11 protein-coding genes are annotated in these 14768 nt (G+C 72.8%); 6 read left to right on the forward strand and 5 right to left on the reverse strand.

Features of this window, described 5'->3' with window-relative positions:
* Positions 1-19 precede the first annotated feature (19 nt).
* The 3 genes from FHU36_RS29150 (at position 20) to FHU36_RS29160 (ending at position 3913) form a co-directional block, all read left to right on the forward strand.
* Positions 20-1753, forward strand: a complete 1734-nt coding sequence (locus FHU36_RS29150; RefSeq protein WP_185086965.1) for an ABC transporter ATP-binding protein — start codon at positions 20-22, stop codon at positions 1751-1753.
* A 111-nt stretch (positions 1754-1864) separates the two neighbouring features.
* The gene (locus FHU36_RS29155) at positions 1865-3430 is read left to right on the forward strand and encodes a gamma-glutamyltransferase family protein (protein ID WP_185086966.1); all 1566 of its coding nucleotides are present in this window, start codon (positions 1865-1867) and stop codon (positions 3428-3430) included.
* Positions 3431-3586: 156 nt separating this feature from the next.
* A complete protein-coding gene (locus FHU36_RS29160; RefSeq protein ID WP_185086967.1) occupies positions 3587-3913 on the forward strand; it encodes a DUF5709 domain-containing protein in 327 nt (108 codons plus the stop codon).
* Positions 3914-3956: 43 nt separating this feature from the next.
* Here FHU36_RS29160 and FHU36_RS29165 read toward each other — a convergent pair whose 3' ends face one another.
* Positions 3957-4622: an HAD family hydrolase gene (locus FHU36_RS29165; protein WP_185086968.1), complete on the reverse strand. Its 666-nt coding sequence runs from the start codon at positions 4620-4622 to the stop codon at positions 3957-3959.
* A gap of 147 nt (positions 4623-4769) precedes the next feature.
* On the opposite strand from FHU36_RS29165, the gene FHU36_RS29170 reads away from it, so the two are divergent.
* Both FHU36_RS29170 and FHU36_RS29175 read left to right on the forward strand, forming a co-directional pair.
* The gene (locus FHU36_RS29170) at positions 4770-5813 is read left to right on the forward strand and encodes an RNA polymerase subunit sigma-70 (protein WP_185086969.1); all 1044 of its coding nucleotides are present in this window, start codon (positions 4770-4772) and stop codon (positions 5811-5813) included.
* Positions 5814-5841: 28 nt separating this feature from the next.
* Entirely contained in the window at positions 5842-6429 is a 588-nt protein-coding gene (locus FHU36_RS29175; RefSeq protein WP_185086970.1) for a DinB family protein, read from the forward strand.
* A gap of 34 nt (positions 6430-6463) precedes the next feature.
* Here FHU36_RS29175 and hrpA read toward each other — a convergent pair whose 3' ends face one another.
* The 4 genes from hrpA to ppgK form a co-directional block, all read right to left on the reverse strand.
* Positions 6464-10336 carry an ATP-dependent RNA helicase HrpA gene (gene hrpA, locus FHU36_RS29180; protein ID WP_185086971.1) on the reverse strand — a complete coding sequence of 1291 codons (3873 nt, stop codon included), beginning with the start codon at positions 10334-10336 and terminating at the stop codon, positions 6464-6466.
* Positions 10337-10634: 298 nt separating this feature from the next.
* Positions 10635-12089: a multicopper oxidase family protein gene (locus FHU36_RS29185; protein ID WP_185087721.1), complete on the reverse strand. Its 1455-nt coding sequence runs from the start codon at positions 12087-12089 to the stop codon at positions 10635-10637.
* Between the two features lie 2 nt (positions 12090-12091).
* On the reverse strand, positions 12092-12463 hold the full coding sequence (locus tag FHU36_RS29190) for a hypothetical protein (protein WP_185086972.1): 372 nt from the start codon (positions 12461-12463) through the stop codon (positions 12092-12094).
* A gap of 263 nt (positions 12464-12726) precedes the next feature.
* The gene (ppgK, locus tag FHU36_RS29195) at positions 12727-13491 is read right to left on the reverse strand and encodes a polyphosphate--glucose phosphotransferase (RefSeq protein WP_185086973.1); all 765 of its coding nucleotides are present in this window, start codon (positions 13489-13491) and stop codon (positions 12727-12729) included.
* Between the two features lie 123 nt (positions 13492-13614).
* Here ppgK and FHU36_RS29200 point away from each other — a divergent pair, with 123 nt between their 5' ends.
* Positions 13615-14739, forward strand: coding sequence for a TIGR03118 family protein (locus FHU36_RS29200; protein WP_185086974.1), 1125 nt, complete (start codon positions 13615-13617; stop codon positions 14737-14739).
* Positions 14740-14768: the final 29 nt, after the last annotated feature.

The following is a 14768-nucleotide window of genomic DNA, read 5'->3' on the forward strand; positions in this document are numbered from 1 at the left end:
CATCTGAAAGGGGACCCGCTTGGCAGACGAACCCCGCGCGCCACTGCGGCGCATCGTGAAGCTCTTCCGCGCCTACCGCGGCCGGCTGGCCCTGGTGGGCGCCCTCATCCTGTTGTCGTCGCTGGTGTCGCTGGCCTCGCCGTTCCTGCTGCGCGAGGTCCTGGACGTGGCGATCCCGCAGCGTGACGCCACCCTCCTCGCGCTGCTCGCGCTGGGCATGATCCTGGTCGCGGTCATGACGAGCGTGTTCGACGTCGTGCAGACCTTCGTGTCCACCACGGTCGGCCAGCGGGTGATGCACGACCTGCGCACCACCGTGTACGAGCACCTGCAGCGCATGTCGATGGCGTTCTTCACCCGCACCAGGACCGGCGAGGTGCAGTCGCGCATCGCCAACGACATCGGCGGCATGCAGTCGGTCGTCACCTCCACGGCCACCTCGATCGTCTCCAACCTCACCACCGTGGTCGCCACGATCGTCGCCATGGTCGCGCTCGACTGGCGGCTGACCGTGGTCTCGCTGGCGCTGCTGCCGGTGTTCGTGTGGATCAGCCGCAAGGTCGGGGCCGAGCGCCGCCGCATCACCGCCGAGCGCCAGCGCAAGCTCGCCGTGCTCGCCTCCATGGTGCAGGAGTCGCTGTCGATCAGCGGCATCCTGCTGGGCCGCACGATGGGCCGTTCCCCCGAGCTGACCCGCCGATTCACCGGCGCCTCGGACGAGCTGGCGGAGCTGGGCGTGCGCTCCAGCATGGCGGGCCGGTGGCGGCAGTCGTCCATCCAGATCGTCATGGCCGCCATGCCCGCGATGACCTACTGGGCGGTGGGCCACACCGGCGTCATCTCCGTCGGCACCCTGGTGGCGTTCACGACGCTGCAGGTGGGCCTGTTCAGGCCGGCCGTGTCGCTGCTGCGGCTCGGCGTGGAGGTGCAGAGCTCGCTGGCGTTGTTCGGCCGCATCTTCGAGTACCTGGACCTGCCGGTCGACATCCATCCGGGCACGCGCACGCTGCCCCGGGTGCGCGGCGAGGTGCGCTACGAGCACGTCGACTTCTCCTACGGCGACGCCCCCACCCTCACCGGCGTGGACCTCACCGTGCCGGCGGGCACCAGCCTGGCCGTCGTCGGCGAGACCGGCTCGGGCAAGACCACGCTCAGCTACCTGCTGCCCCGCCTGTACGACGTGACCGGCGGGCGCGTCACCATCGACGGGGTGGACGTGCGGGAGCTGACGTTCGAGGCGCTGGCGGCCACGGTCGGCGTGGTGTCCCAGGAGACCTACCTGTTCCACGCCTCGATCGCCGACAACCTGCGCTTCGCCAGGCCCGACGCCACCGACGAGGAGGTGGAGGCCGCGGCCCGGGCCGCCCGCATCCACGACCACGTCGCCGCGCTGCCCGACGGGTACGACACGCTGGTCGGCGAGCGGGGCTACCGGTTCTCGGGCGGCGAGAAGCAGCGGCTGGCCATCGCCCGCACGCTGTTGCGCAACCCTCCGGTGCTCGTGCTGGACGAGGCCACCAGCGCCCTCGACACGCAGACCGAGCGGGCCGTGCAGGAGGCGCTGGACACGCTCGCCGAGGGGCGCACCACGATCACCATCGCGCACCGCCTGTCCACGATCCGCGACGCCGACCAGATCGTCGTCCTGGACGGGGGGCGGGTGGTCGAGCGCGGCACCCACGACGAGCTGCTGGCCCTCGACGGCCACTACGCGGCGCTGGTGAGCCGCGACCGCCCCCTCGAACCCGTCTGACACCCGACCGGCCGACCGCACCCGTCAGGACGTGCGACCGGCCATCCGGCCCGTCTGACAACTGGCTGGCACCACTGCCGGGGCGGTGGTCGCCGGTCGTACCCTCAGGGGGTGCACAACACCCGATACGCCCCCTCCGGCATGGTGTGCAGCGTCGACCACCTCGCCTCCGCGGCGGGAGCGGCGGTGCTCGACCGCGGCGGCTCGGCCGCCGACGCGGCCATCGCCGTGAACGCCGTCCTCGCGGTCACCGCCCCGCACATGTGCGGCCTCGGCGGCGACCTGTTCGCCCTGGTGTACGAGCCGCCCGGCCGGGACGGCGGGAGCGGGACGGTCCGGGCGCTCAACGCCTCCGGGCGAGCCGGGTCAGGCGCCGACCCCGACGGGCTGCGCGCCGAGGGGCACGAGCGGATGCCGCACCTGCACGACATCAGGTCCGTGCCGGTGCCCGGCTGCGTCGACGGGTGGGCTGCGCTGCACGCCCGCTACGGCCGCCTCCCGCTGGCCGACCTGCTCGCCCCGGCGGTCCGGCTGGCCCGTGACGGCTTCCCCGCCTCGCCGCTGATGGTCCCCGGCGCCCGCGTCGCCGCGCAGCGCCCCGGCGGCGGCGACTTCACCGCGGCCCGCGCCCCCGGCGACCGCGTCAGCCGGCCCGGCGTGGCCCGCGCCCTGCGGGCCGTCGGCGTGGCCGGGCGCGACGGCTTCTACCTGGGCGAGTTCGGCGCGGGCCTGCTGGAGCTGGGCGCCGGCGAGTACACCCGCGACGATCTGGCCGCACCGGCCGCCGACTGGGTGGACCCGCTGCGGGTGCGGGCGTTCGGGCACGACGTGTGGTCCATGCCGCCCAACTCCCAGGGCTACCTGCTGCTGATGGCGCTCGGCATCGCCGACGGGCTGGAGCTGCCCGCCTCGCCCGCGCATCCGTCCTGGGCCCACCTGCTCGCCGAGGCCGCCCGCGTCAGCGGCCACGACCGGCTGTCCGTGCTGCACGAGGACGCCAAGGACCTGCTCGCCCCTGAGGAGATCGCGCGGCGGCGGGCGCTGATCGACCCGGCCGCGCGGCTGCGCCTGCGGGCGCCGGCCGAGCCGGGCGACACCACCTACCTGTGCGTGGTCGACGGCGACGGCATGGGCGTCTCGCTCATCCAGTCGAACGCCTCGGGGTTCGGCAGCATGCTCTTCGAGCCACGTACTGGTATCAACCTGCACAACCGCGGCATCGGCTTCTCGCTGCGGCCCGGACATCCGGCGGAGTACGGCCCCGGCCGCCGCCCGCCGCACACGCTGACGCCCGCGCTGATCACCCGCCCCGACGGTGCGCTGCGCTCGGTCCTCGGCACGATGGGCGGCGACGCGCAGCCGCAGATCCTGCTCCAGGTCATCGCCCGCCTGCTCCGCCACGGCGAGGAGCCGGGCCCGGCCGTCGCCGCGCCCCGCTGGCGGCTCGGCACCGGCGGCACCGGGTTCGACACCTGGGACGCCCCCGACGACACGGTGGTGGACGTCGAGGAGGGCGCGCCCTGGACGAACGGGCTGGCGGCGCTCGGCCATCCCGTGTCCGCCCGGCCGTACGGGAGCATGTTCGGCCACGCCCACGTGATCGACGTGCGGCCCGGCGGGATGCTCGCCGGCGCGGCCGACCCGCGGTCCCTCGTCGGCGCGGCGATCGGTCGGTGACGAGAACGGCTCGGCCAGGCCGAGCGGCCCCACCAAGGCTTGGCTGTACCAGAAGGCCCAGGAAGCCGACCCCCGGCCGCTCCCAGATGAGCGGGGACGAGCTGGAGAGGGCCGGATCCCAGCGTTTCGGACAGGTTCCTGGGTAAGGGGGCGCGTATGAGCGAACTACCTCCGGACAGGCACGGCCTGGCCGACGAACAGCAGATCGAGGTCGAGGCCGCTACCGACGACCTCGGCCTGAACCACCGGATCGAGGAGGACGACCCTCAGCACGAGGACACCCTCGACGAGCGGCTGTGGCGGGAGAAGCCCGACCGCCCGGAGCGCGGCCGGCGGCCGGAGCACCGCCTCACCCAGCCCGACGAGGGCCTGGCCCCGGACCTGGAGAAGGATGAGGTGGGTGAGGACTGGGGCGACGACAGCGGCGACCTGTCGGCCGAGGAACGCGCCGTCCGCGTCGAGCCGGACGAGCCGCTCAGGTGACGCCGGCGGCCCGGTCCGCACCGGCCGGGGCCGTGGAGCGGACTCAGCCGAGCCGCTCCAGGGCGGGCAGCAGGGCGTGCAGGTCGTCGGCCACCAGGTCGGCGGCCTTCGCCTGCGGCCGCTCGGCGTGCAGGTAACCCCACGGGCCGCGGCGCAGCAGCGCCGTCCGCATGCCGGCCCGGCCGGCCGGCAGCACGTCGTTGTCGAGCCGGTCGCCCACGTAGAGGATCTCACCGGGTTCACGCCCGGCCACCGCGGCCACCTTGGCGAAGAACTCGGGCGCGGGCTTGGCCACCCCCCACCCCTCGGAGGTGTGCACCGAGTCGGCCGGCAGTTCCATCGCGACCAGCGCGTCGTAGGCCCGCGCGGGCTGGTTGCCCGCGACGATGACCTGGTATCCGGCCTCCCGCAGGGCGCCGAGCGCGTCGCGGACGTCGGGGTAGAGGTCGTCGGCGTCGAAGTGGTTGCGCAGGCCGTCCGGCTCGTCGCGCTCCCACGCCGCCAGCTCGGCCTCGATGTCCAGGCCGGGGCTGACCAGCTCGAACGCCTCCTGGTGCGAGCGGTCCAGCGCCGCCATCCCGCCGAGCGCCCCCATCAGCACGAACCGGCTCACCCCGAGCCGCTCGGCCCAGCGCGACCAGATGCGCGTCTCGTCGATGAGCGTCTCGCCGACGTCGAACACCACTGCCTTGACCACCGGACCGGCCATCGGACCCCCTTCTCGTTCGCCCCCAACTGTACGGATCTGTCCCGGTGCGCGGACGTCAGGGGTGGGCGCGGTCCCCGCGACGAATCGGCGAGGCCAGGATGGTCTAACCAAGGGTGAGAGAAATCGAGATGTCATCAGGGGGACGGCGTGCGGGTTCGTGACGATGAGGCCCCCACTGGGGCCGCCACTGGGGCCGCCACGGCCGCCGAGGCCGTGCGCCGCCAGGACTTCGCCAGGCTCGTGAACCCGTTCCGCGCCGAGCTGCTCGCCCACTGCCACCGCATGACGGGGTCGGCGCACGACGCGGAGGACCTGGTCCAGGAGACCTACCTGCGGGCGTGGCGCTCGTACGCCGACTTCGAGGGCCGCTCGTCGATCCGGACCTGGCTCCACCGGATCGCCACCAACGTGTGCCTGACCGCGCTGGACGGCAGGCAGCGGATTCCCGTGCCCGCCGGCCTGCCCGGGTCGCGCCGCGAGCACGACGACTCCGCGCCCGGCCCCCTCGACGGCGGAGCCGGACGGCGGCCGGGCCCGGACGCCCCGCCCGGCGAGTGGGCCGACCCGGCCGAGATCGTGGTCACCCGCGACGACCGCCGGCGGGCGCTCACCCTGGTGTGGCGGCGCCTGTCGCCGCGCCAGCGGGCGGTGCTGATCCTGCGCGACGTGCTGAGCTGGCACGCCAACGAGATCGCCGAGCTGCTCGGCACCTCGGGCAGCGCGGTGCACAGCATGCTGCGACGCGCCCGCGCCCAGCTCGCGCAGGCCACCCCGGCCGCCCCCGCCGGGCCGGCCGACGCCGGGGTGGACGAACTGCGCCTGCGGCGGCTCCTCGGCGAGTACGCCGCGGCGTTCGAGACCGGTGACGTCGACGTGCTGGTGCGGCTGCTGACCGAGGACGCCGTGTGCGAGCGGCGGCCCGCCGGCACGGTCCTCGGCGGGCGCGGCGCGATCGCGGGCTTCCTGGAGCACTGCCCGGCCGTGGGCGAGTGCCGCATGCTGCCGATCTCCGTCAACGGCCGGCCCGGCTTCGGCGTCTACCGCCGCTCGCCCGGCGGCCAGTACCGGGCCTACACCATCGACGTGCTGACGATCACCGGTTCGGGCCTGGAGCGCATCGAGGTGCTGGAGGACCGGGCGCTGTTCGGCACCTTCGGCCTGCCCATGGCCCTGGCCGGTGACCATGTCTGACGACGTCTCGACGAAGGAGTTCCCCGCTGTGACGACCCCCTGGCCGGACCTGCCGGCCGAAGCCGCGGCCCACGTGCTCCCGCTACTGGAGAAGGGGCTGCACCAGGACTGGTCGCGGCCGGCCGGCGAGACCGACTGGAGCCTGCTGGAGCTGCTCGACCACGTCACCCTGGGGGTGACGGGGTACGCCGGCCTGCTCGTCGCGCGGCCCGCCGACCGCTACATCGCGCTGCGCACGGGCAACGATCCGCACGCCCCGGCCGCCGAACGCCTGGAGTCGATCACCATCGCGGCGACCCTGCTGTCGCACACCGTGCGTGCCACGGCGCCCGAGGTGCGGGCGTACCACCCGTGGGGCGCCTCGGACCGGACCGGCTTCGCCGCGATGGGGGCCGTGGAGATCCTCGTGCACGCCCACGACCTGACGCGCACCCTGGGCTTCGACTGGACCCCGCCCGACCACCTCGCGGAACAGGCGGTCGAGCGGCTGTTCCCGGGGGCGCCGGCGGGGCACCCGCCGGGGCTGACTCTGCTGTGGGCGTGCGGCCGCGTCGCCCTGCCGGGAGTCCCGCGGCTGCCGCGCGGGCGCTGGCAGTGGTACGGCGAGGTCCGCTGACCGGCGCAGCGGCTCGACCGGGACGCCGGCGCCGTCAGGGAGTGAGCTTGTCCATCGCCTTGGCGATGCGCTTCTCCGAGATCGGCGTCGGCGTGCCGAGCGTCTGGGCGAAGAAGCTGACCCGCAGTTCCTCGATCATCCAGCGGATCTCCACCACGTCGGGGTCCGAGCGCCGGGCGGGGTGCAGGCGTTCGAGCACATCGTGATAGTCGTCCTCGACCTTGTGCACCCGGTCCATCCACTCCTCGTCGCGCCACGGCTCCTCGGGCAGCTTGACCAGGCGCCGCTCGATCGCGCGAAGGTAGCGCAGCAGGTCGGGCAGGCGGCGATGGCCGGTCGCGGTCACGAACCCCGGGTGGACGAGCCTGCCGAGCTGGTCGCGGACGTCGTCGGTCGAGGCGCTGGACCGCAGCGAGCCCAGGCGGGTGCCGACCGTGTGCCACACGCCGAGGATCTGCTCCACCCTGGCCAGCACCTCGGCCGCCGTGTCGTGCAGCTCGGCGCGGACGTACTGGTGCAGCCGGTCGAACCCGGCCGGGTCCCAGGCGGGCCCGCCCTTGTCGAGCATGAGCTTGTCGACGGCGGCGTTGACCACGTCCTCGAAGAGCGCCACCGCGCCGCCGTGGGGGCTGCGCGACAGCGCCAGCTTGGCCTGGTTGGACAGGCCGCCGAGCAGCGATCTGGCCGGGTTGGTGACGCCCAGCAGCAGCAGGCGCCGGGTGCCCGGCCAGTGGGAGCGGCGCTGCTCCACCTCCGTCTCGAAGATCTTGACGGAGACCGCGTCGCCGTCGTCGACCAGGGCCGGGTAGCCCTTCATGCGGCCCTGCTCGAACACCTTGGGCAGGGTGCCGAAGCTCCACGTGTGCAGGCCCGACTGCTCCAGGTCGTCGCCCGCGGCCGACAGCGTCTGCCGCAGCCGGGGGGCCAGGCGGCGCTTGAGCGCGTCGAGGTCCTTGTCCTCGGCGACCGTGCGGCGGCGCTCGTCGATCACCCGGTAGGTGATGCGCAGGTGGTCGGGCACCTGGTCGAGCCGCCAGGCGTCACGCGGCACCCGGATGCCGGTCAGCCGCAGCAGCTCGCGTTCGACGGCCTCCAGCAGGGGCTCGCCGCCCTGGCGGACGTTGGCCAGCACCCGGCGGGCGTGGTCGGGGGCGGGCACGAAGTTGCGGCGCAGGTGCTTGGGCAGCGACCGGATCAGCTCGGTGATCAGCTCCTCGCGCAGCCCGGGGATCTGCCAGTCGAACCCGTCGGAGCGGACCTGGTTGAGCACCTGGAGCGGCACGTGGACGGTCACGCCGTCGGCGTCGGTGCCGGGCTCGAACTGGTAGGTCAGCTTCATCCGCTGGCCGAGCTGCCGCCAGGCGTCGGGGTAGTCGCGGGTGCTGACGTCGGCGCCCTCGTTGACGAGCATCTCGGGCGAGAACGTCAGCAGCCCGGGGTCGGCGGCCTGGGCCTTCTTCCACCAGGAGTCGAAGTGGCGGGCGGAGACGACGTCGGCGGGCACCCGCTGGTCGTAGAAGTCGAACAGGGCCTCGTCGTCGACCATGATGTCGCGGCGGCGGGCGCGGTTCTCGAGCTCCTCGACCTCCTCGAGGAGCCTGCGGTTCTCGCGGAGGAAGGTGTGGTGGCTGTCCCACTCGCCCTGGACGAGGGCGTGCCTGATGAACAGCTCGCGGGACAGCTCCGGGTCGATGCGGCCGTAGTTGACCTTGCGGCCGACCACGAGCGGGACCCCGTACAGGGTGACCTTCTCCAGCGCGATGACCGCGCCCTGGTCCTTCTCCCAGTGGGGCTCGGAGTAGGAGCGTTTGACGAGGTGCTGGGCGAGCGGCTCGACCCAGCCCGGCTCGATCTTGGCGTTGACCCTGGCCCACAGCCGCGAGGTCTCGACGAGCTCGGCGGACATCACCCACTGCGGCTGCTTCCTGGCCAGCGCCGACCCGGGGAAGACGGCGAAGCGGGCGCCCCGCGCGCCGAGGTACTCCTGGATCGGGCGGCGCCCGTCGGAGGGGCGCTGCTTGTCGACGACGTCCTTGACGCCGATGTGCGACAGCAGCCCGGCCAGCAGGGACACGTGGACGCTGTGGGGGTCGGCGGGCGCGCTGCCGGGGTGGGCGCCGAGCGCCTGGCGGAGCTGGCTGTAGATGTCCTGCCACTCGCGCACGCGCAGGTAGTTGAGGAAGTCCGCCTTGCACAGCCTGCGGAAGGCGCTGGAGGACAGCTCCTTCTGCTTGTCCTGCAGGTAGTGCCAGAGGTTGACGTAGCTCAGGAAGTCGGAGTCGGGGTCGGCGAAGCGGCGGTGCTTCTCGTCGGCCTGCTGCTGCTTGTCGGAGGGGCGCTCGCGCGGGTCCTGGATGGACAGCGCGGCGGCGATCACCATCACCTCGCGCAGGCAGCCGTTCTTCTCGGCCTCCAGCACCATGCGGCCCAGGCGCGGGTCGACGGGCAGGGCGGCGAGCCTGCGGCCGACGGGGGTCAGCCTGCCCTGCGCGTCGAACGCGCCCAGCTCGTGCAGCAGGTTGACGCCGTCGCGCACCTGGCGGCGGTCGGGCGGCTCGACGAACGGGAACGCCTCGATGTCGCCCAGCCCGATCGAGGTCATCTGCAGGATGACCGACGCGAGATTGGTGCGCAGGATCTCCGGGTCGGTGAACTCCGGCCGGCCGAGGAAGTCGTCCTCCTCGTACAGCCGGATGCAGATGCCGTCGGAGGTGCGGCCCGAACGGCCCTTGCGCTGGTTGGCGCTGGCCTGCGAGATCGCCTCGATGGGCAGGCGCTGCACCTTGGTGCGGTGGCTGTAGCGGGAGATGCGGGCGTAGCCGGGGTCGACGACGTATTTGATGCCGGGGACGGTCAGCGACGTCTCGGCCACGTTGGTGGCCAGCACGATGCGCCGGCCGGTGTGGCTCTGGAAGACGCGGTGCTGCTCGGCGGCGCTGAGCCGGGCGTACAGCGGCAGCACCTCGGTGTTGCGGAAGTCGGCCTTGACCAGCGCGTCGGCGGCGTCGCGGATCTCCCGCTCGCCGCTGAGGAAGACGAGGACGTCGCCCGGCCCCTCGGCGGTCAGCTCGCGGCACGCCTCGACGATGCCCTGCGTCTGGTCGTCGTCGTCGCCGAGCGGCCGGTAGCGGACCTCGACGGGGTAGGTGCGGCCGGAGACCTCGATGATCGGGGCGTCGCCGAAGTGACGGGAGAACCGCTCGGGGTCGATCGTGGCGCTGGTGATGATGACCTTGAGGTCGGGGCGCTTGGGCAGGAGCTGCTTGACATAGCCGAGGATGAAGTCGATGTTGAGGCTGCGCTCGTGCGCCTCGTCGATGATGAGGGTGTCGTACTGCTCCAGCAGCCGGTCGTGCTGCAGCTCGGCGAGCAGGATGCCGTCGGTCATGAGCTTGACCAGCGTGCGGTCGCTCCCCTGGTCGGTGAAGCGCACCTTGTAGCCGACGACCTCGCCCAGCCCGGTGCCGAGCTCCTCGGCGATGCGCTCGGCGACCGTGCGGGCGGCGATGCGGCGCGGCTGGGTGTGGCCGATCAGACCGCGCACGCCGCGGCCCAGCTCCAGGCAGATCTTGGGGATCTGGGTGGTCTTGCCGGAGCCGGTCTCACCGGCGATGATCACGACCTGGTGGTCGCGGATGGCCTCGAGGATGTCGTCCTTGCGCTGCGAGACCGGCAGATTCTCCGGATATTTCACCACTGGTACGGCTTCACGGCGCCGTACCAGTCGTTGCTCGGCCCGCTCAACCTCGGCGAGGATCTCCGCCGCGATCTTCTCGCGCGCCTCACGGGAGCGCACGCGGCGCGCGCCGTCGAGCCGGCGGCGCAGCCGGCGCTGGTCACGGGGCATGAGCTCGGGCAGGCGGGACTGGAGCTCGGTGAGTGGAGAGGACAACGCAGAGGTTCCCATACTGCTTTCAGGATATTTGAGCCCCGCGCGGCCGGAGCCAACGCACCATGCTGCCCGACCACCCGCCCGGCCGCATCCCAATAAACCGGCGAGGCGGCGATCACCCCCGCCGGTCACCGTCCGGGTGACGGACTCCACCCGGCGGACCCTTCCGTCGCCGACCGGCAGCGCGAACAGGAAGACCTCGATCCGCAGCGTCCTGTCCTTGCGGGTGTTCCTGCGAACCGGCCCGGTGTGTCCTCCTCGCCGAAGGCCGGCTCGTGCGGCAGCCGGGTCAGGAAGGCGTGGAAGTCGGGCCTCAGACCACCTCGAAGGTGCTCATCATGGCCATGTCCTCGTGTTCGAGGTTGTGGCAGTGCATGACGTACCGGCCGCGGTAGCCGGTGAAACGGGTGATGATCTCCACGGTCTGCGTCTCCCTCAGCTCGACGGTGTCCTTCCACTCCGGCGGCCCGGCGGGGCGTTCGCCGCCGACGGACAGCACCTGGAAGTGGTCCAGATGGAGATGGACGGGGTGGGCGACGTCGCTGGTCAGCCGCCAGATCTCGACCTGGCCGAGCTTCGGCCGGGCGTCGACGCGGCGGACGTCGAAGGGCTTGCCGTTGATCAGCCAGCCGGTGTGACCGTGCAGGTCGCCGCTGGTGAACGCGAAGTCGCGGGTCACCGCGGCCTGGGCGGGGTCGAGTCGCTCGACGCGGGACAGCGCCGGCGGGATCGCCGAGTCGTCGCGGGCGTCGCGTTCGACGGTGAAGCGCATCACCCTCGACTGGGCGCCCTCCCCCAGGAGGTTGCGCAGCTCGACGTGGTCGCCCACGCGATGGGCCGCGAAGTCGACGACCACGTCCGCGCGCTCGCCCGGCGCCAGCCGTACCCGCTCGACGGCCACCGGGGCCGTGAGCAGCCCGCCGTCGCCGCCGATCCGCACCAGCCTCCCGCCCGGCGACAGGGCCAGCTCGTAGGTACGGGCGTTGGAGGCGTTGAGCAGCCGCAGCCGGTAGCGGGCCCGGTCCACCCCCAGCCGCGGCCAGGGGGCGCCGTTGACGAGGATGACGTCTCCCAGCACGCCGCCCATGAACGCCTCGCGGGCACCGGGCCCGTCGGGGCGGGCGGGATAGGGCATGGCGCCGTCGGCGTCGAACGAGCGGTCGCAGATCAGCAGCGGCAGGTCCCGCTCCCCGGCCGGCAGCGGCAGGGCCGCCTCCTCGTCGTCGCCGACCAGGAAGAACCCGGCCAGTCCGCGCCACACCTGCGGGCCCGTGTAATCCATGCGGTGGTCGTGGTACCACAGGGTGGCCGCCCGCTGCTCCAGCGGGAAGACGTAGTCGCGGCGGGCGCCCGGCTGGACCAGGTCGGTGGGATACCCGTCCGACTCCGGCGGGGTGTGCCCGCCGTGCAGATGGGTCACCGTCGGCACGGTGAGCCCGTTGGAGACGCGCACGACCGTCCGGCGGCCGCTGCGCGCCCGGATGGTCGGCCCGGGGAAGCTCCCGTCGTACCCCCAGACGGGGGTGCGCAGGCCGGGCAGGATCTCCACCTCGGCCGCGCGCTGCACCAGTTCGTAGTAGTCGGTCGTGGCGTCGGTCCGGTGCGGCTTGGCCACCGCGGGCAACGGCAGCGGCACCGTGTACGGCTTGGGCGGCGGCGCGCTGCTCGTCAGCAGCAGGGGCAGCGGGGTGCGGCCCAGCAGCGAGCAGCCCGAGACCGCCGCCGCCGCGCCCAGGCCGAACAGGCGCAGCGCCCCCCGCCTGGTCATCGTCACGCCGTGGCCACGGTGACGCGGCGGCCCGCCCAGACCCTGCCGAGCTGCAGCATGCTCCCGCCGAACATCAGCACGCCGAGCGGGACGTGCAGCGTCTTCAGGTGCAGCACGCCCAGCGCCATCTGCGCCAGCGTCATCACCAGCATGCCGACGGCGGGCAGGATGACGTCCGACCGCCGGGCGAGCAGCGCGGCGACCAGGTGCAGCAGCACCGTGACCAGCACGGCGACCGCCGAGGCGGCGTGCGTCGTGCGCCCGCCGGGCGAGGACAGCAGCAGCCCGGCGGTGACCGCCTGGAGGAGGAGCGCCAGGGTCTGCAGGAGGAGCGCGACACGCAGGAACGTAGGGGACTTGTCGGTGGCAGTCATGGACGAGATCGTCCTCCGCGCACCGCCCCCGGGTCGTCACCCTGGGGGAGATACCTGACGTACGACACAGGGATGACCATGCGCCGTACTACGACGGCGGGAGTAGGCCCGGCCGGGGCACAAACGGTCGTCCCTGCACCGCGACCGCCCACGGCGGGCCCACTCTCCCCAGAGTCGTCGTCGTGGACGGTCGCGGTCACAGGTTGGACTCCCGCGGAGGCCCGATGGTTGCCTTCCCGGGACGACTTTTTCGATCTTGCAGGTCAGCGGTCGCGCGGCGGCACGTCCGCGCCGTGCGGGGCGGCCGAGTCCGCCAGGGCGGCCATCTGGGCGGCGCCGACGATGCCGGCCTCGTTCTGCAGCGCGGCCGGCACGACGGGCGTGTCGAGGCGGACGTGCGGCAACCACTTGTCCGCTTTCTTGCTGACGCCGCCGCCGACCACGATCAGCGAGGGCGACAGCAGCATCTCCATGTGCTTGAGGTATTCCTCCACCCGCTCGGCCCACTTCTGCCAGCTCAGGTCGTGCTCCTCGCGGGCGCGGTCGGAGGCGCGGCGCTCGGCCTCCTTGCCGTGCAGTTCCAGGTGACCGAACTCGGTGTTGGGCACGAGGACGCCGTCCACGAACAGGGCGCTGCCGATGCCCGTGCCGAACGTCAGCACGAGGACCGTGCCAGGCCGCTCCCGCCCCTCGCCGAACGTCATCTCGGCGATGCCGGCCGCGTCGGCGTCGTTGAGCACCGCCGCGCCGTCGAACAGCTCGCCCGCGTCCACGCCGATCCACGAGTCGTGGACGTTCGCCGCCGTCTTGATCACGCCGTCGCGCACCACACCGGGAAAGGTCACTCCCACGGGGCCCGTCCAGGAGAAGTGGCCGACCAGCTCGCGCACCACCTCGGCGACGGGGCCCGGCTTGGCCGGGTTCGGGGTGGGAATGCGGTGACGTTCCTCGATCAGCTTCCCCGCCGTCGTGTCGACGGGCGCCCCTTTGATGCCGGAGCCGCCGATGTCAATTCCCAGCACGTTCATATCCATTCCTCTCCCGCATACGGCCCGTAAGAAACGTATCTGCCGATATTTCCGGACCATAACTGAACCTGGCGACCCGGCTCCCGCGTATCTCGCGTCACAAGCGCTAACAAGGAGGCAAGGATGCGGCCACGCATCATCACACTCTGCGCTGTTGCGGTCGTTCTGGGCGCCACTCTCGCCACCACCCCCGCACACGCCACCCCCCGGCCACGGTACGAGGTCGTGAACCTCGTGTCCGACGTCCGGGGCAAAGCCCCCGTCACCGATCCCAAGCTGGTCAACCCGTGGGGGCTGGCCATGGGCAAGACGCTGTGGGTGTCGGGCACGGGCACCGGCACCGCCACCGTGTACTCCGGCACAGGACGGAAGGAGCAGACGGAGGTCGCCATCCCGGGCGGCGCGCCGACCGGGCAGGTGCACAATCCCACCGAGGGGTTCACCGTCAAGGGCAAGCCGGCCACGTTCATCTTCGCCAGCCCCAGCGGCGCGATCACCGGCTGGAACGCCGAGGCCGACCCCAAGAACGCGGTCATCGCGGCGTTCACCCGGGGCGCCGACTACAAGGGCCTGGCCCTCGTGCAGACGGAGGACCAGGACTACCTGCTCGCCGCCGACTTCGCGGGCGGCCGCATCCATGCCTGGAACTCCGAGTTCCGGCGCATCCCGCTGAAGCGCTGGCAGTTCCGTGACCCGGACATCCCGTCGAACTACTCGCCGTTCAACGTCGCCGTCGCCAACGGCAACATCTGGGTGGCGTACGCGCTGCGCGACCCGGCGACCGGCAAGTCCGTCCCCGGCGCCGGCAAGGGCTTCGTCAGCCGCTTCAACGGCGAGGGCCGCCTGACCGGCCGCATCGCGCGCACCGGGCTCAACGCCCCGTGGGCGATCACCGCCGCCCCGCGCGGCGCGTACGCCGGGGCGCTGCTGGTCGGCAACTTCGGCGACGGCACCATCCACGCCTACCGGCAGGGGCGCCATCTGGGCGCGCTGCGCGGCTCCGACGGCCGCCCGATCGCGCTGCCCGGCCTGTGGGACCTGGAGACCGGCACCGCGGAGAACGGCGGCGAGAACGCGTTGTGGTTCGCGGCCGGCAGCGACGGCGGCAAGCACGGTCTGCTGGGGCTGATCCGGCCGGCCGGTTCGGGCGGTTCGCAGGGGGCCACGCCCTCCTCGTCGCCGACGCACTCGGGCACGCACCCCTCCCCCACGAAGTCGTCGGGCGGGTCGCCGTACGGCGGCTACTGACGGTCCGGGCCGCTGACGTTTCCGGCACG

This window comes from Nonomuraea muscovyensis, from assembly GCF_014207745.1.
Lineage (GTDB): Bacteria > Actinomycetota > Actinomycetes > Streptosporangiales > Streptosporangiaceae > Nonomuraea > Nonomuraea muscovyensis.

Bases quoted from the DNA above. Each gene is read 5' to 3' on its own strand.
- FHU36_RS29185 (WP_185087721.1), bottom strand. From the start codon at position 12,089: ATGACCAGGCGGGGGGCGCTGCGCCTGTTCGGCCTGGGCGCGGCGGCG.
- hrpA (WP_185086971.1), bottom strand. From the start codon at position 10,336: ATGGGAACCTCTGCGTTGTCCTCTCCACTCACCGAGCTCCAGTCCCGC.
- FHU36_RS29190 (WP_185086972.1), bottom strand. From the start codon at position 12,463: ATGACTGCCACCGACAAGTCCCCTACGTTCCTGCGTGTCGCGCTCCTC.
- FHU36_RS29165 (WP_185086968.1), bottom strand. From the start codon at position 4,622: ATGGCCGGTCCGGTGGTCAAGGCAGTGGTGTTCGACGTCGGCGAGACG.
- FHU36_RS29200 (WP_185086974.1), top strand. From the start codon at position 13,615: ATGCGGCCACGCATCATCACACTCTGCGCTGTTGCGGTCGTTCTGGGC.
- ppgK (WP_185086973.1), bottom strand. From the start codon at position 13,491: ATGAACGTGCTGGGAATTGACATCGGCGGCTCCGGCATCAAAGGGGCG.
- FHU36_RS29160 (WP_185086967.1), top strand. From the start codon at position 3,587: ATGAGCGAACTACCTCCGGACAGGCACGGCCTGGCCGACGAACAGCAG.